The following is a 20,235-nucleotide window of genomic DNA, read 5'->3' on the forward strand; positions in this document are numbered from 1 at the left end:
ATGAAAAAAGAACTTGGCAAGCCAAGTTCTTTTTTCTATGGTTGTCTAAAAATCGAATCTAAATCCAGCGGTAATTCTTCTTCATTTTCTTCTTTTTCTTCCTCATCCACAGGATCTGAAGGAATGACCGGACTACCTACACCGATATGCACCATATTGGACGGACCGGACTCCTGGCCATCAATATCAACCGCAATCACAAAATATTCACCATTTCCAACCGTTACACTTAAATTTGTTCCGGCCATAATCGATGACACAACCTGCCAATTTCGATTATAAACCCTGTATCCAATCACATCATGTTCAGGATGGTTCCCCCATGTAATTGTATTCCCCGTAGAGGTAATCACTGGCGGTTCAGGAATTTGTCCGTTTTCCACAATTTTCGAATGTGGTGCTAGAATTCTTGACCAGCGACTTCGTTTTGGAATCAATTGACTAGGGTCCGCAAAATCCTTGCCAACCAATTTTTCAATAAAATCAGGATTTAAGATGAGGCCGTATTCGGAAAACTCATCAGGCGTAGTATCCATCGCTAAATATTTTTTGTTGCCTACCCGGACAAATTTTCCTTCAATTAAGCTTGAATCTGTTTCAGTAGGCTCATATATCATATTAAAAATATCCGTTTCAATAAGGCCGGCGCGTTCACAAATATCTGAAGGAATAAAGCCTGATACGGCGCAGTAACTTCTTTTCACAATACCACCTGGCATTTTAAACGGTTCTTCAGGACCAATTAAAGATGGATTTTGCGCATAAGCTGCATTGATTAGGTCAACCCATAAATAATTCGTTCTCAAGCTATAGGTTAGTTCACCTACACTCGTTTTTAGTGATTTTGGCGTATCATAACCGGTCCAAATTCCAAACGTGACGTTCGGGTTAGTCGCAACAAACCATGAATCATGGAAATCATGTCCAGTTCCGGTTTTTCCAGCCCAGTCGGTTTTGAATTTTAGACGGTTATTAATGGCAGCGGCTGTCCCTTTTTTTACAACATCACGCATCATATCGAGCGTTAAGTAAGCTGTTTGTGGGGTGAAAACATCAACTGGTGCCGCCTGATGCTGGTAAATAACTTCACCGTTATTATCGACTATTTTTTCAATTAAATAAGCATCAACAAATTTTCCACCGTTTCCAAAGGTAGCAAATGCATTCGTATTTTCCTCAACCGTTACGCCTTTTTCCATTGAACCAATCGCAGTAGATAAATTGGTATAATCGTGTTTTTCCAATGAGGTAAAGCCCATTTTGTCTAAATAGTGAGCTGGTTTGTGATCAATGATGTCACTATATAGCTTAACGGTTGGAATGTTATAAGATTTCGTTAACGCATATCGAGCTGACACTAATCCACTGAACTTTTTATCATAGTTGCTTGGCCACGGATTAGGGTTAGTTGAATCTAATTTTAAAGGCACATCGGGAAGGACAGACCCGGGAGATATCTTTCCTAGCTCAATGGCAGGTGCGTAGACAAGCAATGGTTTCATTGTTGACCCGTTTGGTCTTAATGAACCCGTTGCATGATTAACTTGCTCACGTTTATGGTCGCGTCCACCGACAAAACTGATAATTTTTCCAGTATTATTTTCGATTAAAATTGCGCCAACTTCAACAGGCTCGGAAACCGTAATATTTTCTCCTGTTTCAGGGTCTTGTTTCAGTTGCGGTTTGTCTGGACCGAAATACGGATATTCATCCTTGGCTTTTTGCATTGCATCATAAATATTTTTATCAATGGTGGAGTGAATTTTGTAGCCATTTTGCCTAAGATTTCGGTTGGCTAAAGTGATATATTCTTCTTTCAATTCATTATTTTCTTTTAGATCCTTTTCTTCGTAACCATCTTTTTCAGCTAATATTTTAGCTAATATTTCAATTGCACGTTTCTCAATTTCAAACGTTAGCCACGGATATTTTTCAACACTGCTTGACTTTGATGGAATAAAATCCTTTGTGATGTCGTAGACAATGGCCTCTTCATACTCTTTCTTGTCGATAGAGCTATGATCATACATTCGCTTTAACACCGTTTTCATTCTAGAGAGTCCTGGCTCGAGATTATTTTTAAGGTTACCTTCCTTTGTAAAAGGGGTGTAGCCAAATGGACTTTGCGGCAAACCGGCAATAAAAGCTGCTTGTGGAAGGCTTAAGTCCTTTGCATTCACTCCAAAAAGGCCTTTAGCTGCTGTTTGAACTCCGGCAATATTCCGCCCTGAGGAATTACGTCCAAAGGTTGAGACATTTAAATAGGCCTCAAGAATTTCCTCTTTTTTAAAAAATTTCTCTAGCCGTAGCGCAAGAAGGATTTCTTTGGCTTTTCGATCAAAAGAAACTTCATTGGTAAGAATTTGATTTTTAATTAACTGTTGCGTTAGCGTACTTCCTCCTGTTTGTACAGAAGCATTAGTGAACTCTTGGAAAAGCGCACGCATAATTGCCTTTGGAACGATACCATTATGCTCATAGAAGTATTGGTCCTCTGTTGCAACCACAGCATCAATCAAGTATTTTGAAACATCCTCCAGCTTAACCTCTTCCCGCTCTAAATCGGTTCTTAATGTCCCTAAATATTCATTATTGGCAAAATAAAGCTCAGATGTCTCTTCATAGTTATAAATATCCTTTTTCATGCTTTCATATGGTCTAATGGGCTCATCTTTTACAAGAGAAGCAAAGTAACCAGCCCCTACACCACCTGCAAAAGCACCGCCAATAATTAAGACAATAAAAAATAATAGCAATAAATTCCAAACAACTTGATAAGTAATTCTAGCGCTTTTGACGGTTCGTTTATGGGTAAAAATGTTGGTCATGCTCCTCAGGCGATCAAGCCAATGGTTTGGTTCTTTTGTCATAAATCAACCCCCTAAAATCACCTACAATTATATCATAACCTAATTAGGAAGATGACAAGGTATGACGGATTTCTAATTTTTTTAAAAGAAAATGTCGATTATTAGATAAATGAAAAATTGACAAACAAATTAGGATTGTGGTAAAAATGATAGTAATAAAAAATTGTCATCGCTAAGATGGGAATTAGTAGTACTTCTATCCCTGTTAATTAGAGAGTCGGTGGATGCTGCAAACCGATACAAATAGAAGTATGAATTACCTCCCGGAGCATTTACCACGAACCTTTTTTGTAGTGGTAAACGGTCATGCCGTTAACATGTCAAGTCGGAGGAATTCCGAGAAGCCAGGTGGTACCGCGCTAAAGATAGCGTCCTTGCATTTTGCAAGGGCGTTTTTTATTTGGCGATTGACCATTTTTGAAATTAGGAGGTAGAAAAATAATGAATTTATTACAGGATTTGCAATGGCGTGGAATCGTATACCAGCAAACGGACGAAGTAGGTCTTAAGGAGACTTTGGATAAAGAGAAAATTTCCTTATACTGCGGTATGGACCCGACTGGTGATAGCATGCATATCGGGCATTTACTTCCATTTTTAACCTTAAGACGCTTTCAAAAAGAGGGCCATCGCCCGATTGTCCTTGTAGGAGGAGCAACAGGTTTAATTGGAGATCCAAAAATGACCGAAGAGAGAACGTTACAATCGGTTGAGACGGTTCAACACAATGTTGAATGTTTAAGCACTCAATTGAAACGGATTTTTGATTTTGAAGGTGAAAATGGTGCTCTCATGGTCAATAACTATGATTGGACCAAATCGTTGGATGTGATTACGTTCCTTCGCGATTACGGAAAACATGTTGGAATAAACTACATGTTGGCGAAGGATACGATTGCCAGTCGACTAGATACAGGGATTTCGTTTACAGAATTCACTTACACGATTCTTCAAGGGATGGATTTTAAGCATTTATACGAGAATTTCCAATGTAAGCTACAAATTGGTGGAAGTGACCAATGGGGGAATATTACAACTGGTTTAGAGCTCATTCGTAAAATGCTTCCTGAAGGGTCAAAGGGTTACGGCATGACGATTCCGTTAGTGACAAAATCGGATGGGACAAAATTTGGTAAAACAGAAGGCGGCGCTGTTTGGTTAGACGCTGAGAAGACGACACCATATGAATTTTACCAGTTTTGGATTAATACAAGTGATGCTGATGTCGTTAAGTATTTAAAATACTTTACTTTCTTATCTCATGAGGAAATCGATGCTCTAGAAGTTAGTGTCCAAGAAGAGCCTCATCTACGTAAGGCACAAAAAGCGTTAGCAGAGGAAATGACACGCTTGATCCATGGAGAATCCGCTTTACAACAAGCTATTAAAATTACTGAAGCATTGTTTAGTGGAGATGTTAAAAACCTGAGCGCCAACGAAATTGGTCAAGGTTTCAAAGATGTTCCTACCTTTGAGCACACAACAGGTAAAGATATTAGCCTAGTAGATCTTCTTGTTGCAGCTGGTATCAGCCCATCCAAACGCCAAGCAAGAGAAGACGTCACAAACGGTGCTGTTTCCATCAACGGTGATAAAGTAACAGAGCTTGAGTACATTGTGAGTGAAAAAGACCGGGTAGAAGGCCAATTTACCATCATTCGCCGTGGGAAGAAGAAGTACCATTTGATAAAATTTAGCTAATCCCCTCTAGCGGTAGGTTTTTGGATGAAAACAAGGAGAACTTACCGCAGAATGAAATCAGCAGCAGGTTTTTGAATGAAAAAGGATAAAAACCTACCGCAGAATGAAATCAGCGGTAAGTTTTTGGATGAAAACGATTAAAACTTACCGCAGAATGAAATCAACGGTAGGTTTTTGGATGAAATCACTCAAAACTTACCGCAGAAAGCATACTAGCCAATACAAAACCAAATAAATCAAATAAAAAAACCTCATTCCCAAAAGGAAATGAGGTTTTTTCACTATTATCTTGAGTAGAACTCAACGATGAATGCTTCGTTAATTTCAGCAGGTAGCTCAGAACGCTCTGGTAAGCGGTTGAAAGTACCTTCTAAAGTGTTAGCATCAAATGTTAAGAAGTCAGGTACGAAGTTATTCACTTCAACAGCTTCCTTAACAACATCAAGGTTGCGAGATTTTTCGCGAAGGCTGATTGTTTGTCCGATAGTTAGGCGGTATGATGGGATATCAACGCGCTTGCCATCAACAAGAATGTGGCCATGGTTTACTAACTGACGAGCTGCACGACGAGTACGTGCTAAACCTAAACGATAAACAACGTTATCTAAGCGAGACTCAAGAAGGATCATGAAGTTCTCACCGTGTTTACCACCCATTTTACCTGCTCTATCGAATAAATTACGGAATTGACGCTCAGTTACTCCATACATATGACGAAGTTTTTGCTTTTCCTGTAATTGTAATCCGTATTCAGAAAGCTTTTTGCGTTGGTTTGGACCATGTTGTCCAGGAGCGTAAGGACGCTTTTCGATTTCTTTACCAGTGCCGCTTAGAGAAATTCCAAGACGACGAGACAGTTTCCAAGATGGACCTGTATAACGAGCCATAGTATGACTCCTCCTTTAAATGTTTTTATTTGGGTAAAATAAAAACACAGATATGAAGCGTCGAGCCATATCCATTTTGTTTTCATGCACCCTCGCCTTAGCAGCACAAGGTTACAAGATGCACCATCATTGGACAAAACACAAATGAGGAACAAAATGAGAATACAACTGTGTTCATAAAAGCTGCGATATTTTACACAAATGCTATTATATAATTTTTATACTTCAAAAGTCAAGCTAATTTACAATGGTGCTTTAAAAGTCTATCCCAATCTTAGCATATTGAATAATTTTTACAATTTTAATAGATTTTTAGGCAAATATATCATATTCTAAAAATATGGAAGCGTTTTCAAAAGGGATGAGGAGGAATTTTATGAAAAGGAAAAGTTTTGAAACCGAGGTCATTCATAGTGGCTATGAGAGCTCACAGTATGAAGGCAGCTTAGTTCCACCGCTCTTTCAGACATCAACCTTTACATTTGCAACTGCTGAACAAGGAGAAAGGCGGTTTGCTGGGGAAGAAAACGGCTATATTTATTCGCGTTTAGGTAATCCAACCGTAAAAGTTTTGGAAGAACGAATTGCCGCTTTGGAAAAAGCGGAAGCAGGCTTAGCTTTTGGCTCGGGAATGGCGGCTGTTTCAGCAATACTTTTAGGGCTAACAAAATCAGGCGATCATATTTTATGTTCGCAAGGAGTTTATGGCTGTACCTTTGGCCTTTTACAATTAATGAAGGAAAAGTACCATATTAACCATCACTTTTCGCCTATGGATAGTAAGGCTGTCTTAGAAGAAGCTATCAGACCCGATACGGCACTTATTTATATTGAAACACCAATTAACCCAACTATGCAATTAGTTGATTTGAAAATGGTCGCAGAAGTAGCGAAAGAAAGAGGAATTCCAGTTGTTGTCGATAATACCTTTTGTTCCCCTTACCTGCAAACACCAATTGAATTAGGTTGTGATATCGTTATCCATTCTGCAACAAAATACATTTGTGGACATGGTGATGTCATTGCTGGCTTAGCAGTTGGAAAAGCTGATGTGATCCAAACTATTGCCATGACAACCTTAAAGGACATCGGAGGAATTATTTCACCATTTGATGCTTGGCTATTGTTACGTGGAATCAAAACATTACCAGTCCGGATGGATCGCCATTGTGAAAATGCTGAAAAGGTATTTCACTTTTTAAATGAACATCCAATGGTGGACAAAATCTTTTATCCTGGAGATTCAAATCATCCTCAATGGGAAATTGTAAAAAAACAAATGAAGAAACCTGGCGGTATTTTTGCGTTTACAATAAAGGGTACTAAAGAAACGGCTCAAGAATTTATGAACAGACTAAACATGATTAAAATTGCCGTTAGTTTAGGGGATGCTGAGACGCTAATCCAACACCCTGCAACGATGACTCATGCAGTCGTCCCGAAAGAGGTACGTCTTCAAATGGGAATTGAGGATACCATGCTAAGAATCTCAGTCGGTTTAGAATCTTGGCAGGATATAGTTGAAGATATGGAACAGGCTTTCGCTTCATTAAAAATAACCATTTAAATAAAAAAAGGGGCAGAAACATTCTGCTCCTTTAAATATAACGGACTAATACATCAATAATTTCTTCAAGCTTTTGTTTGTCGACCTCATCAAACCGCGCTTTTTCAGGCGAATCAATGTCAAGAACCCCAATAATTTCGCCGTTTTTAACAAGGGGAATCACAATTTCAGATAAGGATGCTGCGTCACAAGCAATGTGTCCTGGGAATTGGTGTACATCTTCCACAACAATCGTTTCTTTTTTAGCTACAGCGGTACCACAAACTCCTCTTCCAACTGGAATTCGCACACATGCAGGTAGGCCTTGGAAAGGTCCAAGTACTAATTCGTTTCCATCCATTAAATAAAACCCAACCCAGTTAATTCGGTCTAGAAATTGATTTAATAATGCTGATGCATTGCTTAAATTGGCAATTTGACTTTTTTCATCTTCGATTAAAGCGATAAGTTGTTTTTTGACTAATTCATAGTTTTCTTCTTTATTTCCTCGGTAATTTTCGACTTGAAACACCTTAATTCCCCCTTTTATTTCAAAATTTAACTTCTATTGTATCAAAATGACGGGAAAAAGAGGAGACTTTGTCGATATTTTCTTAGAGGAATCGGTGGTAACGAAACCGAATTTAATAATAATACATTTTCGACGACAAAAGCGAGGGAAGCTAAGTGAAAAATAATTCGAAAGAGAAAATAGTCCAAGCTGCCATCAAGTTATTTAATTCCACCGGTTTTCACGGAACTTCCATTCGTGATATTGCGGCGGAAGCTAAGGTGAATGTGGCGAATATTGCCTATTACTTCGAGAGCAAACATGGACTATTGGAATACTGCCTAACCACTTATTTTGAACAGTATTTAAAGGGAATGGAAGAGGCGCTTCCACTACTAGAAGATGACCCTGTTAAGTGTCTTAAACAGGTAGCAAAAAATATTATCGATTTTCAATGTAGAAACCTCCAGTTTACGAGGTTTATTTTAAGAGAAATGTCGATTGATTCCCAAGTAGTACGAGAGATTATGTCCACCTATTATGTGAAGGAAAAATACTATTATAATCGGATATTAGAATTTGGGTTAAGAAAAAGAATATTTCGGCCACATTCAATTCCGTTTACGATTATTCAGTTAAAAGGCTTGCTTTCAATGCCGTTTTTAAACACCCAATACGCTACCGAAGTGTTACATGTGTTCCCACAGGAACGATTTTTTCAAGAAAAATATCTCCAAGAAATATATTTGTGGATTGACAGCCTAAAAAGTATCGGAATTTCAATGCAAGAAAAAGTAGCGGTTAATCAATAATTTATAAAATACGATTGGACATTTGTCTAATCGTATTATTTTTTGTTCGACATTTCTAAAAAAAAGTGAAAATAATAGTCAAAAAATGTCGTTTACATGGTATCATATTAGCATTGACGTCTTAGTTTAGATCAAACTTGAGAGATGCTTAGTAGAAGCGCTGCCAAGACAGGGGGCTTATATGGAATACATAATTGGATTTATCATATTAGGAATTGCTATCATTTTAATAGGATTTATAGTGAAAAGAAAATCATTTAAAGAAATAGACCGTTTGGAACAGTGGAAAATGGACATTTCGACTAGACCCGTTTTGGAAGAAATGACAAAGGTAAAGCAATTAAATATGACAGGTCAAACCGAAGTGCTCTTTGAACGATGGCGGAGCGAATGGGATGAAGTTGTCACCATCGATTTACCCGATGTCGAAGAATACCTGTTTGACGCGGAAGAATATATTGATAAATTTCGCTTCAAAAGAGCTAAAGAAGTTCAAGTTAAAATTGACCAAAAATTAGCCAAAACGGAAAGTAAAATTAATAAAATTTTAACTGAGTTAAATGAGCTAGTTGGTAGTGAAGAAAAGAACCGTCAGGAAATTGAACAATTAAAGGAAGCCTACCGGGAAGCTAGAAAAACATTACTGGCGCATCGATATAATTATGGAAAATCGGAAATTGCTTTGGAGCAACTGCTAGACCATATAGTTGGGCAATTCGATGTTTACGAAGAAAAAACCGTCCATGGCAACTATTTAGAAGCTCGCGAAGAAGTGTTATCGATTAAAGAAAATCTAGAAAGTATTGCATTGAAAATGGATGCGATTCCGAATTTGCTCACTGAATGTCAATCTGCTTTACCTGCGCTAATTCAGGAACTAAAGGATGGCTATAAGGATATGGTTGAAAAAGGCTACTCATTGGAGCATATTCCTCTGCCAACAGAAATAGAGCGGATTGAATCGGAACTTGAAAATATTTTAATATGTATCGAACAGACTGATATCACCGTCGCACAAGCAGGAGTCGAAGATATTAAGGAAAGCATTGAGATTTTATATGACCTTCTAGAAAAAGAGGCACATGCCAAAGGCTATATAGTGAAAAATCAAGAGTCAACTGGCTTGATACTTGAAGCTGCTCATCAAGAAAATGAAGTTCTTAAGGAAGAGACGAAGGCTGTTCTTCAAACTTACCACTTAAAGGACCACGAACTGGAGCAATCACGTGAACTTGAAAAACGACTAACGGATCTTTCTAATCGTTACATGGTCATGAAATATAAAATTGAGCAAAATGATACAGCCAATACTTTATTGAGTGAAGAATTGCTAGAAATCAAAGATGAGATTGAAACAATCCAAAGTGAGCAGTTAGCCTATAAGGAAAAATTACAGGCACTTCGTAAAGACGAAATGGCTGCGCGTGAAAAAATATCCGAAATGAAGAAACAATTACAAGATAGCTTACGAGTAGTTGCTAAAAGTAAGATTCCAGGTATACCTGAGGAATACAAGCTCTTAATGGAGGATTCTAACGAAGGTATCCAAAATGTCATTGGGCAACTTGGACAAAAACCTCTTGATATGCAAGCGGTCGGACAGCATTTAGATTTATCGGTCTTAACCGTTGAGAAACTGGTCCAGACCACAAGTGACATGATTGAAAATGCAAAGCTTGCGGAACGGGTCATTCAATACGGTAACCGTTATAAAAGTAAAAATTCAATGGTAGCACAGGATTTAATATTCGCTGAAGTCAAGTTTAGAAGCTATCACTATCAAGAAGCATTGGAACAAGCGGCTGCAGCTATTGAAAAAGTAGAGCCTGGCGCATTGAAAAAAATTGAAAGCCTAATGAATGAAGAATAAAGCGGAAGCTCTCTCCTTTTGGAAGAAGAGCTTCCGTTTTTTGTTAATTCTTATCCTTTAACAACAACATTATTTTCATTTAATCTTCCATATGCTAAGATTACAAATTGGGCATACCTTTATGAAAGGAAGAAGGCCGATGATTTATTTTGATAACAGTGCAACAACGAAACCATATAAAGAGGTAATTGACTCCTATGTAAAGGTTTCAACACAATTTTTTGCAAATCCCTCATCGCTACACAGATTTGGTGGGCAGTCAGAAACGCTCCTAAACCAAGCAAGAAACCAATTGGCACACCTTCTTAACATCAAACCGCGTGAGGTTTATTTTACCTCTGGAGGGACGGAGAGTAATAACCTCGCCATAAAGGGCACAGCGATGATGTATAAAAATCGTGGTAAGCATCTTATTACCACAGCGATTGAGCATCCTGCAACGCAAGAGTCAATGGAACAACTAAAATCACTTGGTTATGAAATCACATATGTGCCGGTAAACTCGGAGGGGCAGATTCATTTAGAAGATCTCAAAAAGGCGATTCGTGACGATACCATTTTAGTATCAATGATTCATGTGAATAATGAAGTAGGAGCGATTCAACCTATCCAGGAAGTAGGGGCTCTTTTAAAAAATTATCCGAAAATTCTCTTTCATGTGGACCATGTTCAAGGAGTCACGAAGGTTCCTTTAGATTTTCACCGATGCGGAATTGATTTATGTTCGATGTCGGCACATAAATTTCATGGTCTGAAGGGAAATGGCCTCCTCTATGTTCGTGAAGGGGTACGAATTTCACCCTTATTAACAGGCGGAAATCAAGAGTGGCAACTAAGAAGTGGAACAGAAAATGTAGCGGGGATTGTGGCAATGGCGAAAGCGCTTCGAATGTCATTACAACAAATGGATAAAGAATCAACAAAGTTACTCCAGGTAAAAAAATTTTTACTGGAAGAGCTTGAGAAGGAGAAGGCCATTATTGTCCATACACCGAACGAAAATGGTGCGCCACATATCATAAATTTTTCCGTCAAAGGCTTTAAAGCTGAGGTTTTCGTCCATGCTTTAGAGGAAAATGAAATTTATGTTTCGACTACAAGCGCCTGTTCTTCTAAAATAAAATCTGTCAGTCACACCCTTTTAGCAATGGGAGTGGACGAAGCGATTGCCAGAAGTGCAATCAGAATTAGCTTATCGTTCGAAAATACGATTGATGAGGCAAAAGAGGTTATCGAGGCAATTCGACAAACGATTCAAAAACTAGGAAAGGTGATGACACCTAATGAAATATGATCGTATTCTTGTTCGGTACGGAGAGCTCTCCACAAAAGGGCGTAACCGTAACCGCTTTATTGATAAATTAAAAAAGAGCATTCGCTTAAGCCTCCGCAATTTTCCAACAGCTTCCATTGAAGCGGATCGGGAAAGAATGTATATCCTTTTAGGGGATGAAACGGTTGCTGATATTGTCCATGCTATGAGAAACATTTTTGGTATTCAATCCTTCAGCCCAGCGGTAAAGGTTGAAAAGGATATTCAAACGATGAAAGATGTGGCACTGAAACTCGTACAGAAACAATATGAGCCAGGTATGACCTTTAAAATATCCGGTAAACGAATGGACAAAACGTTTGAAATGAGCTCAGACCAAATCAATCATGAATTTGGTGCCCATTTATTAATAAACATTCCAGGCATAAAGGTTAATGTTAAGAAACCGGATATCAATTTACGAATTGAAGTTCGTCGTGAAGCAGCCTATTTATATTGTGAAAGCATTCTAGGTTCAGGGGGGTATCCAGTAGGCTCAAATGGTAAAGCGATGCTAATGCTCTCAGGTGGAATCGACAGCCCAGTTGCCGGCTACCTTTCTTTAAAGAGAGGCGTTGAAATTGAAGGAGTTCACTTTTTCAGTCCTCCTTTTACTAGCGAACGTGCCAAACAAAAGGTCATTGATTTAACCGAAAAACTTTCGCATATTAGTGAAAAAATGGTACTTCATGTTGTACCTTTTACAGAAATTCAACAGCTGATTAATGAACAAGTTCCAGCCAACTATACGATGACGACAACTAGACGATTAATGCTGCGAATCACAGATGAAATTCGTCATAGACGTAATGGACTAGCTATCATTACAGGAGAAAGTTTAGGTCAAGTGGCCAGCCAAACTTTACAAAGTATGTATACAATTAACAGAATGACAAATACTCCTATATTGAGGCCATTAGTTATGATGGACAAGACTGAAATCATTGAGCTCGCTCAACGAATTGATACGTACGATATTTCAATTCGTCCGTTTGAGGATTGTTGTACCGTATTTGTGCCATCCTCACCCAAAACAAAACCGAAACTAGACAAAGTTGAGCATTATGAAAGCTTTATCGATTTTGAACCGTTGATCCAAAAAGCTGTCGAGAACACAGAAATGATTGTCATTCGTCCGGGACAAACGATAGAAGAAAACCTGGTGGAAGATTTGTTTTAATTTATTATGGTGGAAAATTTTATACTAGAAGAGAAGTTGACTTTTTGAAGAAAATGTGAACAATTACCAGTTAATCTTGTGAATGAAGGTTGTTGATTCTACACAATCTATACTCACAAGGAGGTGATACCACATGGCAAACAACAACAGCTCAAATCAACTTCTAGTAAGCGGAGCTCAACAAGCTCTTGACCAAATGAAATACGAAATCGCTACAGAATTCGGTGTGAACCTTGGTGCTGATACAACTTCACGTGCTAACGGATCTGTTGGTGGTGAAATCACAAAGCGCTTAGTTCAAATGGCTGAGCAACAACTTGGCGGAGGATTCCGTTAATAACTAAATATATAAATGGCTACAAAGGAGTGGGGTAAAACCCACTCCTTTTATTTTGAAGGAGCTTCTATTCGATAAAAAAGAGTATTAATTCTTGCTTTTAGTTAATTATTTTAAATTTTAAAATAATTTTGTATAATAATAACTAAGCTAGTGATTCGCATTTCATGAGGGGGGAAAGAGTTTTGAACAGAAACGATTTAATTGCTCCAGAAAAGTACAATCTTGTCAGTGAAATGGAAAAGTTTGCGCAAGACCCAAGCAAAATGGCATTAAAATGGGAAAGTGAAACAGGACAGACAGAAGAGATAACATACGAAACTTTATTAAAAAACGTCAATAAAATTGGTAATATATTTAAAAACCATGGTTTGACCAAGGGAGACACCGTTTTAATTATCGTCCCGCGATTGATTGAAGCTTATCAAGTGTATCTTGCTGCCCTTAAAATAGGGCTAGTAGTCATCCCGAGCTCTGAATTACTACGAACTAAGGATTTGCAATATCGAATTAACCATGGCGATGTAAAAGGTGTTATCAGCTATTTTGAGTATGTCAGCCAGTTTGACGATCTTGAAGAGGTAAAGAATTTACATAAATTTGCGATTGGACAAAAGGTTGAGGGATGGTTACATTTAGACCGAGAAATGGATACTGCTTCAGAGGAGCTGCAATTAGCTGATACCAAAAGAGACGATATGGCCTTTTTATCCTATACATCCGGAACAACCGGAAATCCAAAAGGAGTCGTCCACACTCACGGCTGGGCTTATGCGCATCTACGGACCGCTGCAAAAAACTGGTTATGTATTGAAGAAGGCGATATCGTGTGGGCAACAGCAGGACCTGGCTGGCAAAAGTGGATTTGGAGCCCATTCCTTTCCGTGTTGGGCTCAGGTGGAACAGGTTTCGTTTATCATGGTAAATTTGAACCTGTGAAATACTTACAGCTACTTGAAAAATATCAAGTAAATGTCCTATGTTGTACGCCTACCGAGTATCGTTTAATGGCCAAGGTTGATAATCTAGTAGACTTAAAACTTCCTAATCTTCATAGTGCAGTTTCAGCAGGTGAACCATTAAACCGTGAAGTAATTGATACTTTTAATAAGTATTTTGGTGTTAATGTTCGGGATGGCTATGGGCAAACTGAAAATACTCTACTCGTGGGCATTACGAAAGACATGGAACTTAAAGCTGGTTCGATGGGGAAGCCTACACCGGGTAATCATGTCGAAATTATTGATGACAATGGCAACCCTTGCGCTGCAGGAGAAGTTGGCGATATCGCTGTCCATATCGAAACGCCGGCCCTTTTTAAAAATTATTACAAGGACCCGGAACGTACTGCGATGCAATTTCGCGGCGATTACTATGTGACAGGGGATAAGGCGAAAAAGGATGAGGACGGCTATTTCTGGTTTGAAGGCCGCGGTGATGACATCATCATTTCCTCCGGATATACGATTGGACCATTTGAAGTGGAAGATGCTTTAGTGAAACATCCGCTTGTTAAAGAATGTGCAGTCGTGGCTAGCCCGGATGAAATTCGCGGAAATATCGTAAAGGCGTTTGTCGTATTAAGAGATGGTGTCGATGCCGATTCACCAGACCTAATCAAAATACTTCAAGATCATGTCAAGGAATTAACCGCGCCGTATAAGTATCCTAGAAAGATTGAATTCTTATCAGAACTACCAAAGACCACTTCTGGTAAAATTCGTCGCATCGAACTAAGACAAAAGGAACTTCAAACTTTAAAGCAGAATTAATATTTTAGTAGAATGGATGCAGGGAGATTCGTTTTCCTGCATTTATTTTTTGAAAAGGGGTTTGGATAGATGGCCAAGTTATGGTATGGTGGATCAATTTATACATTAAATAGTGAAGGGCATCAAGTGGAAGCCGTATTAACCGAAGGAGAACAGATTATCGCTTTAGGTAATGTCTCAGAGCTTGAAGAAAAATATGAAATAGCAGAGAGAATCCATTTACATGGTGGTACGCTGATGCCTGGTTTTGTGGATAGTCATCTGCATTTAATTGGACATGGGGAAACGTTGATTAGACTTGATTTGTCTAACTTTTCATCAAAAGTCGATGTATTGTCGGCAGTTAAAGATTATGCAAGTCAATTTTCAGGTGATGAGTGGATTATTGGCGAAGGCTGGAATGAGAATTTATGGGAAACGGCTATGCCGATTACAAGACAGGAGTTAGACGAAATTGTTCCAGATTTACCTGTTATGTTAAAACGAGTTTGCCGTCATGCGCTAGTGGTGAATACGAAGGCACTAGAACTTGCGGGGATTACTAAGGAAACCTTGGTACCTGCTGGAGGGATTATCGAAAAGGATGCGGATGGTGAATTAAATGGTCTTCTAAAAGATCAGGCACAGGAGTTAGTATTAGAAGTAGTTCCAAAGGTAACTAATGAGCATTTAGAACGTGCAATGACCGCTGCCATTCAAGATGCTTACAAGTTGGGCCTAACTGGTGGGCACACGGAAGATTTGAATTATTACAACGGTTTCAATAATGTTCATCGCACGTTCGAAAAGGTAATCAAGGAAAATGGCCAAAGATTTCGTGCTCATTTATTGATCCATCATGAGGTTGTCGACGAGATGGTTGAGGGTGGCTGGATGCCCTATTCTGGCGATTTGTCGGTAGAATTCGGTGCAATGAAAATATTTGCCGATGGTGCTTTAGGTGGTAGAACCGCTTTATTAAGCTCTCCATATGCTGATGATCCATCAACCAGTGGTGTGGCGATTTTTACCCAAGAGGAATTAAATGAGCTATATGGAAAAGCTAGAAGGTTGAATTTGCCCGTTGCGATTCATACGATTGGAGATTTGGCGTTTGAGTATGCCTTAAATGCTATCGAGGCCCATCCGGTCACAAATGGTCGAGATCGGATTATCCATGCCCAGATTTTAAATCAAAGCTTAATTGAGCGCGCACGGAGACTACCTTCGTTGATTTTAGATTTACAACCGCGATTTTTAGCTTCCGATTTTCCGTGGGTAATCGATCGGGTCGGTGCTGATAAAATGGAATATTGTTATGCTTGGAAAACATTAATTGATTCCGGTATCCCTTGTGCTGGCGGGTCAGATGCACCGATTGAACCGTTAAATCCACTGTGGGGTATCCATGCAGCCGTTACAAGAACCAACAAAAATGATCCTCAGCGTGTTGTTTATGGGGAGTCCGAAAGATTATCTGTTTATGAAGCAGTTTCATTGTTTACTAAAGGTAGCGCCTATGCTATTTGTCATGAAAACGATCGCGGCGAATTGAGAGAAGGTTATTTGGCTGATTTTACAATTTTGGAGAAAGATATCTTCACTGTTCCAGCCGATTCCATCACTGATTTGAAGGTGAAAATGACCGTAATTGGTGGGGAGATTGTTTATCAGGGATAAGCAGGACACGTTCTTGGCGACCGATTTTCAGAAAAAGCATTAAAAGTGGTCACCAGGACACGTTCTTGGCGACCGATTTTCAAGAAAGTCATCAAAAGTGGTCACCAAGTGTCCAATTTACCGTGTCCGTTTTTTAGTTAAACATCGCCAAGAATCATTCTTGGTGACCATTTTCCAGAAAATACCCTAAAAGAGGTCACTAAGCCCTATCCCCATATTTATTTTTCCCAACCTATTGCACATTTTCAATTTCGCTTTATAATTAATTAATATTATTTCGAATCTCTAAAGAATCGAGGCGCATTGAATGAAGCGAAGTGAAAATCAAATAGGTGTTTTATCGGCGGCATTTTCCTATTTACTGTGGGGGCTTTTACCGATTTATTGGAAATTGGTCAATGAAGTTAATTCAGACGAAATTTTAGCCCATCGGGTCGTGTGGTCGTTTGTTTTCATGGTCTTCCTTCTTGCATGCACAAAAAAGATTGGTAGATTAAAAGAAACCATTGCACAGCTCTGGCAACAAAAGAAATTATTATTGTCGCTCATACTCGCATCCTTACTCATATCAGGTAACTGGTTTCTCTATATTTGGGCAGTTAATAGTAATCACATGATTGAAGCAAGTTTAGGCTACTATATAAATCCGTTGGTTAGTATCCTCCTTGGTCTAATCATTTTAAAAGAAAAATTAAACCTCCTTCAAATCCTGTCGTTAGTTCTAGCTTCCATCGGTGTCCTAGTATTAACCTTAAGTTACGGAAGTTTTCCATGGGTTTCTGTGTCACTAGCTGTTTCATTCGGATTGTACGGGTTAGCGAAAAAAATGATCAAAGTTGATTCGGCGATTGGGCTGACTCTAGAAACGATGATGGTAACGCCACTTGGAATCTTTTATCTCATTTATCTATTTATCCAAGGCAATCAAGCCTTTTTAACGATGTCCTTAACCACTGACCTCTTGTTACTTGGTGCTGGTGCAGCAACAGCGACACCGCTATTATTTTTCGCCATTGGTGCTCAGAAGATTCCATTATCAACCTTAGGGTTCCTTCAATATATTGCACCGACCATATCGTTAATGCTTGGAGTCTTTGTTTACGGTGAGCATTTCTCCAAATCTCATTTACTTGCTTTTATGTTTATTTGGTTAGCCTTAACCATTTATTCATTTTCCAAAACGAAGCTGTTCGCAGCAAGCGCGAAACGAAAAAACAATATTCCAGCATAATCCAAAAGCCTGGCACCAAGCCAGGCTTTTTCTTACTATAAAAACGTCCGTTTGACTTTCTCCCAGAAAGAATTATCCTTTAACTTCACCGTTTTAATGCGACTATTACTTAGTTTGATATGAATTTTTTCAACATGTTGGACGCTTAATGCCTCGTTGTCCATCCCCATCGTTGGGTGGTTATTCCCATTTTGGACCACCTTCAAGGTTAATTCCCTATCACTGCTTAAAATAAATGATGACCCAATGGTACGGTAAAGATTATCATTTACAGAGGCCATTTCCGTCACTTGCATGCAAGGTAAAAACGGATCTACAATCGCACCATTCACGGACCGATTATAACCGGTACTGCCTGTTGGTGTGGAAACAATCATTCCATCACCGCGGAATGTTTCAAAGTGTAATTGATCAATAAAGACATCCATAACAAAGGTTTTGATAATCGCAGAACGAATCGTAAACTCGTTTAAGCAACGGAAAGAAAATTGATCATCAATCGTCACATCAATTGTCGGATAACGGCGTACCTCAATTTGTTCATTTGTAATCGCTTCAATCATTTTGGACGTGTCATTGATGTGAAAATCGGTATAAATTCCTAACCGACCAATGGTTGAGATTCCGGCATATAGGCAATCTTCTCGGAATCCTGTTTTTCTTACCGCTTGTAAAAACGTGCCATCCCCACCGATACTAATGATGATGTTAGCTTCTTTAGGATCCTTTAGCACCTTATAGCCATATCGGTTAGCTAATTCATATAGCGGTTCTACCTTTTCCAACATGGAAGGGTCATTTGTATGATAAAAATAAACATTACGTCGTTCTGGCATTATGTATTCCTCCTATTAAAATGATTGCTTTTAACATAGACTATCCTAAATTCAACCTTATTAAAAATTAAGTTTACCATGTTTTGAGAACTTTTTTAATTCAGATTCGTACATAATAAATTGAACAATATATGAATTTTTTGGAGGTGCTTCCACAATGAATGGAAAACGCTGGGCTGCGTTAGCGATAGCAGCTGCCCTATTTATTTTTTCTACCATCATTAACCTGATGTCTTCCTTTGCCTTCAGCGAGAGAAAATCATTTGGGGATCTTTTTGCAATGGAGGACGAAAAATTTATCGAGGAAGTGATTGAAAAAGGGAGCAAGTTAAAAAAGGTTGCCGTGTTAGAAGTCGATGGAGTCATTCAAGATACTGGTGGGGATGTAAGTTCTATTTTTGCAAGTCCCGGCTATAGCCATCGAACATTTTTAGAAAAATTAAAGCATGTCAAAGAGGATGACACTGTAAAAGGAATAATCCTTCGCGTCAATTCTCCAGGGGGAGGTGTCGTTGAAAGCGCTGAAATCCATAATAAAATTGTCGAGATACAAAAAGAAGCGAAAAAACCAGTGTACATATCAATGGGATCGATAGCTGCATCTGGGGGCTATTATATTTCAGCCCCTGCGCAGAAAATTTTTGCAAGCCCCGAAACATTAACTGGTTCACTAGGAGTCATTATGCAGGGAATCAACTATGAGGGACTTGCCGAAAAATATGGAGTCGACTTTGTGACCATTAAAAGCGGTCCATATAAAGACATAATGAGTCCTACTAGGCAAATGACTAAGGAAGAAACAAAAATTTTACAAACGATGATCAATAATTCTTATGAAGGCTTTGTTAAGGTGATTTCGGAAGGTAGAAATATTGCACCTGACAAGGTGAAACAAATTGCCGATGGGCGGATTTATGATGGAAGACAAGCGAAAGAATTAAATCTAATTGATGATTTTGGTTACTTTGACGATGTCATCGAAACAATGAAAAAGGATCTAAAAATAACGGATGCCGAGGTTGTTCGCTATAATGATGCCTTTGGCTTCGGCTCCCTGTTTAGCATGAGTGCACAAAAAATCATGGGTAAAGATGTAGAAATGGCGGGATTAATGAAAATGCTAACCCAGCCAAATTCACCTCGACTCATGTATTTATACGCCGATTAGGAGGTTAGCGTGGATGGAAAATATCGTTGAGCAAGAATCCAATCAAATAGATCTTCATCGAGATGAAACACCTGCTTCGCCTATTCATTTTGCGGGTTTCTGGATGCGGTTTTGGGCCTATCTTCTCGATTTAATCGTGATTGGCAGTATAGACAGAATTATGATTAAACCGGTCTTTCGGGTTTTCGATATTCCTATAGTAGGCAATGAACTATTTGCCCCAATTACGATTGCAACAGCGATTACTTTTTACGCTTATTTTGTGTTCATGACGAAATTTTTCCGGCAAACCCTTGGGAAAATGGTGTTTGGACTAAAGGTAGTAGGACTAAAAGAAGAAAAGTTATCGTGGAAGACCATCCTATTTCGGGAATGGATCGGCCGTTTTATCTCAACAACCATTATGATTAGTTATGTTATTGTGGCCTTCTTACCAAAAAAACAAGGCCTTCATGATCTATTCTCGGACACTTCAGTCGTTCATGAAGTATAAAAAAAGCCTATCAGCATCTGTCTGATAGGTTTAATTTTTTCCAAAAAGTA

16 protein-coding genes and 1 other annotated feature are annotated in these 20,235 nt (G+C 38.7%); of the genes, 12 read left to right on the forward strand and 4 right to left on the reverse strand.

What is annotated here, in order from left to right:
- Positions 1 to 35: 35 nt before the first annotated feature.
- Positions 36 to 2,870 carry a transglycosylase domain-containing protein gene (locus ACX9YW_RS10425; RefSeq protein ID WP_460345958.1) on the reverse strand — a complete coding sequence of 945 codons (2,835 nt, stop codon included), beginning with the start codon at positions 2,868 to 2,870 and terminating at the stop codon, positions 36 to 38.
- 165 nt (positions 2,871 to 3,035) lie between these two features.
- Positions 3,036 to 3,249 (forward strand) — a binding site (T-box leader).
- 62 nt (positions 3,250 to 3,311) lie between these two features.
- Here ACX9YW_RS10425 and tyrS point away from each other — a divergent pair.
- Positions 3,312 to 4,571, forward strand: coding sequence for a tyrosine--tRNA ligase (tyrS, locus tag ACX9YW_RS10430; protein WP_460345961.1), 1,260 nt, complete (start codon positions 3,312 to 3,314; stop codon positions 4,569 to 4,571).
- A gap of 284 nt (positions 4,572 to 4,855) precedes the next feature.
- Here the strand turns inward: tyrS and rpsD are convergent, their stop codons facing one another.
- Entirely contained in the window at positions 4,856 to 5,458 is a 603-nt protein-coding gene (gene rpsD, locus ACX9YW_RS10435; protein ID WP_460345964.1) for a 30S ribosomal protein S4, read from the reverse strand.
- Between the two features lie 376 nt (positions 5,459 to 5,834).
- Between rpsD and megL the strand changes: the two genes are divergently transcribed.
- Positions 5,835 to 7,025, forward strand: a complete 1,191-nt coding sequence (megL, locus tag ACX9YW_RS10440; protein WP_460345967.1) for a methionine gamma-lyase — start codon at positions 5,835 to 5,837, stop codon at positions 7,023 to 7,025.
- 31 nt (positions 7,026 to 7,056) lie between these two features.
- Here the strand turns inward: megL and ACX9YW_RS10445 are convergent, their stop codons facing one another.
- The gene (locus tag ACX9YW_RS10445; protein WP_460345970.1) at positions 7,057 to 7,536 is read right to left on the reverse strand and encodes a GAF domain-containing protein; all 480 of its coding nucleotides are present in this window, start codon (positions 7,534 to 7,536) and stop codon (positions 7,057 to 7,059) included.
- A 155-nt stretch (positions 7,537 to 7,691) separates the two neighbouring features.
- Here ACX9YW_RS10445 and refZ point away from each other — a divergent pair, with 155 nt between their 5' ends.
- From refZ to rarD, 8 genes are all read left to right on the forward strand, one after another.
- Positions 7,692 to 8,327 (forward strand): forespore capture DNA-binding protein RefZ, encoded by a 636-nt coding sequence (gene refZ / locus ACX9YW_RS10450; protein ID WP_460345973.1) that lies wholly within the window; start codon positions 7,692 to 7,694, stop codon positions 8,325 to 8,327.
- A gap of 181 nt (positions 8,328 to 8,508) precedes the next feature.
- The gene (gene ezrA / locus ACX9YW_RS10455; protein WP_460345976.1) at positions 8,509 to 10,197 is read left to right on the forward strand and encodes a septation ring formation regulator EzrA; all 1,689 of its coding nucleotides are present in this window, start codon (positions 8,509 to 8,511) and stop codon (positions 10,195 to 10,197) included.
- Positions 10,198 to 10,336: 139 nt separating this feature from the next.
- Positions 10,337 to 11,491 carry a cysteine desulfurase family protein gene (locus ACX9YW_RS10460; RefSeq protein ID WP_460345979.1) on the forward strand — a complete coding sequence of 385 codons (1,155 nt, stop codon included), beginning with the start codon at positions 10,337 to 10,339 and terminating at the stop codon, positions 11,489 to 11,491.
- Positions 11,481 to 12,689: a tRNA uracil 4-sulfurtransferase ThiI gene (thiI, locus tag ACX9YW_RS10465; RefSeq protein WP_460345982.1), complete on the forward strand. Its 1,209-nt coding sequence runs from the start codon at positions 11,481 to 11,483 to the stop codon at positions 12,687 to 12,689. The genes ACX9YW_RS10460 and thiI overlap by 11 nt, the downstream gene beginning before the upstream one ends.
- Positions 12,690 to 12,822: 133 nt before the next feature.
- Positions 12,823 to 13,026 (forward strand): alpha/beta-type small acid-soluble spore protein, encoded by a 204-nt coding sequence (locus ACX9YW_RS10470; RefSeq protein WP_460345985.1) that lies wholly within the window; start codon positions 12,823 to 12,825, stop codon positions 13,024 to 13,026.
- Between the two features lie 185 nt (positions 13,027 to 13,211).
- Positions 13,212 to 14,798: an acyl-CoA synthetase MbcS gene (gene mbcS, locus ACX9YW_RS10475; RefSeq protein WP_460345988.1), complete on the forward strand. Its 1,587-nt coding sequence runs from the start codon at positions 13,212 to 13,214 to the stop codon at positions 14,796 to 14,798.
- A 69-nt stretch (positions 14,799 to 14,867) separates the two neighbouring features.
- Positions 14,868 to 16,457 carry an amidohydrolase gene (locus tag ACX9YW_RS10480; RefSeq protein ID WP_460345991.1) on the forward strand — a complete coding sequence of 530 codons (1,590 nt, stop codon included), beginning with the start codon at positions 14,868 to 14,870 and terminating at the stop codon, positions 16,455 to 16,457.
- A gap of 307 nt (positions 16,458 to 16,764) precedes the next feature.
- Positions 16,765 to 17,688 (forward strand): EamA family transporter RarD, encoded by a 924-nt coding sequence (gene rarD / locus ACX9YW_RS10485; protein ID WP_460345994.1) that lies wholly within the window; start codon positions 16,765 to 16,767, stop codon positions 17,686 to 17,688.
- Between the two features lie 35 nt (positions 17,689 to 17,723).
- Here the strand turns inward: rarD and ACX9YW_RS10490 are convergent, their stop codons facing one another.
- Positions 17,724 to 18,524 (reverse strand): NAD kinase, encoded by an 801-nt coding sequence (locus ACX9YW_RS10490; protein WP_460345997.1) that lies wholly within the window; start codon positions 18,522 to 18,524, stop codon positions 17,724 to 17,726.
- A 157-nt stretch (positions 18,525 to 18,681) separates the two neighbouring features.
- On the opposite strand from ACX9YW_RS10490, the gene sppA reads away from it, so the two are divergent.
- Both sppA and ACX9YW_RS10500 read left to right on the forward strand, forming a co-directional pair.
- Complete coding sequence (gene sppA, locus ACX9YW_RS10495; RefSeq protein ID WP_460346000.1) at positions 18,682 to 19,692, forward strand: signal peptide peptidase SppA; 1,011 nt, start codon at positions 18,682 to 18,684, stop codon at positions 19,690 to 19,692.
- Positions 19,693 to 19,705: 13 nt separating this feature from the next.
- Entirely contained in the window at positions 19,706 to 20,185 is a 480-nt protein-coding gene (locus ACX9YW_RS10500) for an RDD family protein (RefSeq protein ID WP_460346003.1), read from the forward strand.
- The last annotated feature ends 50 nt before the right edge of the window (positions 20,186 to 20,235 follow it).

The organism is Pseudoneobacillus rhizolycopersici, assembly GCF_054786815.1.

Excerpts from the sequence above, each read along its gene's own strand:
- ezrA (WP_460345976.1), top strand. The coding sequence starts at position 8,509 with ATGGAATACATAATTGGATTTATCATATTAGGAATTGCTATCATTTTA.
- tyrS (WP_460345961.1), top strand. The coding sequence starts at position 3,312 with ATGAATTTATTACAGGATTTGCAATGGCGTGGAATCGTATACCAGCAA.
- ACX9YW_RS10425 (WP_460345958.1), bottom strand. The coding sequence starts at position 2,870 with ATGACAAAAGAACCAAACCATTGGCTTGATCGCCTGAGGAGCATGACC.
- megL (WP_460345967.1), top strand. The coding sequence starts at position 5,835 with ATGAAAAGGAAAAGTTTTGAAACCGAGGTCATTCATAGTGGCTATGAG.
- rpsD (WP_460345964.1), bottom strand. The coding sequence starts at position 5,458 with ATGGCTCGTTATACAGGTCCATCTTGGAAACTGTCTCGTCGTCTTGGA.
- thiI (WP_460345982.1), top strand. The coding sequence starts at position 11,481 with ATGAAATATGATCGTATTCTTGTTCGGTACGGAGAGCTCTCCACAAAA.
- sppA (WP_460346000.1), top strand. The coding sequence starts at position 18,682 with ATGAATGGAAAACGCTGGGCTGCGTTAGCGATAGCAGCTGCCCTATTT.
- ACX9YW_RS10500 (WP_460346003.1), top strand. The coding sequence starts at position 19,706 with ATGGAAAATATCGTTGAGCAAGAATCCAATCAAATAGATCTTCATCGA.
- rarD (WP_460345994.1), top strand. The coding sequence starts at position 16,765 with ATGAAGCGAAGTGAAAATCAAATAGGTGTTTTATCGGCGGCATTTTCC.
- ACX9YW_RS10480 (WP_460345991.1), top strand. The coding sequence starts at position 14,868 with ATGGCCAAGTTATGGTATGGTGGATCAATTTATACATTAAATAGTGAA.
- ACX9YW_RS10460 (WP_460345979.1), top strand. The coding sequence starts at position 10,337 with ATGATTTATTTTGATAACAGTGCAACAACGAAACCATATAAAGAGGTA.
- ACX9YW_RS10490 (WP_460345997.1), bottom strand. The coding sequence starts at position 18,524 with ATGCCAGAACGACGTAATGTTTATTTTTATCATACAAATGACCCTTCC.
- ACX9YW_RS10470 (WP_460345985.1), top strand. The coding sequence starts at position 12,823 with ATGGCAAACAACAACAGCTCAAATCAACTTCTAGTAAGCGGAGCTCAA.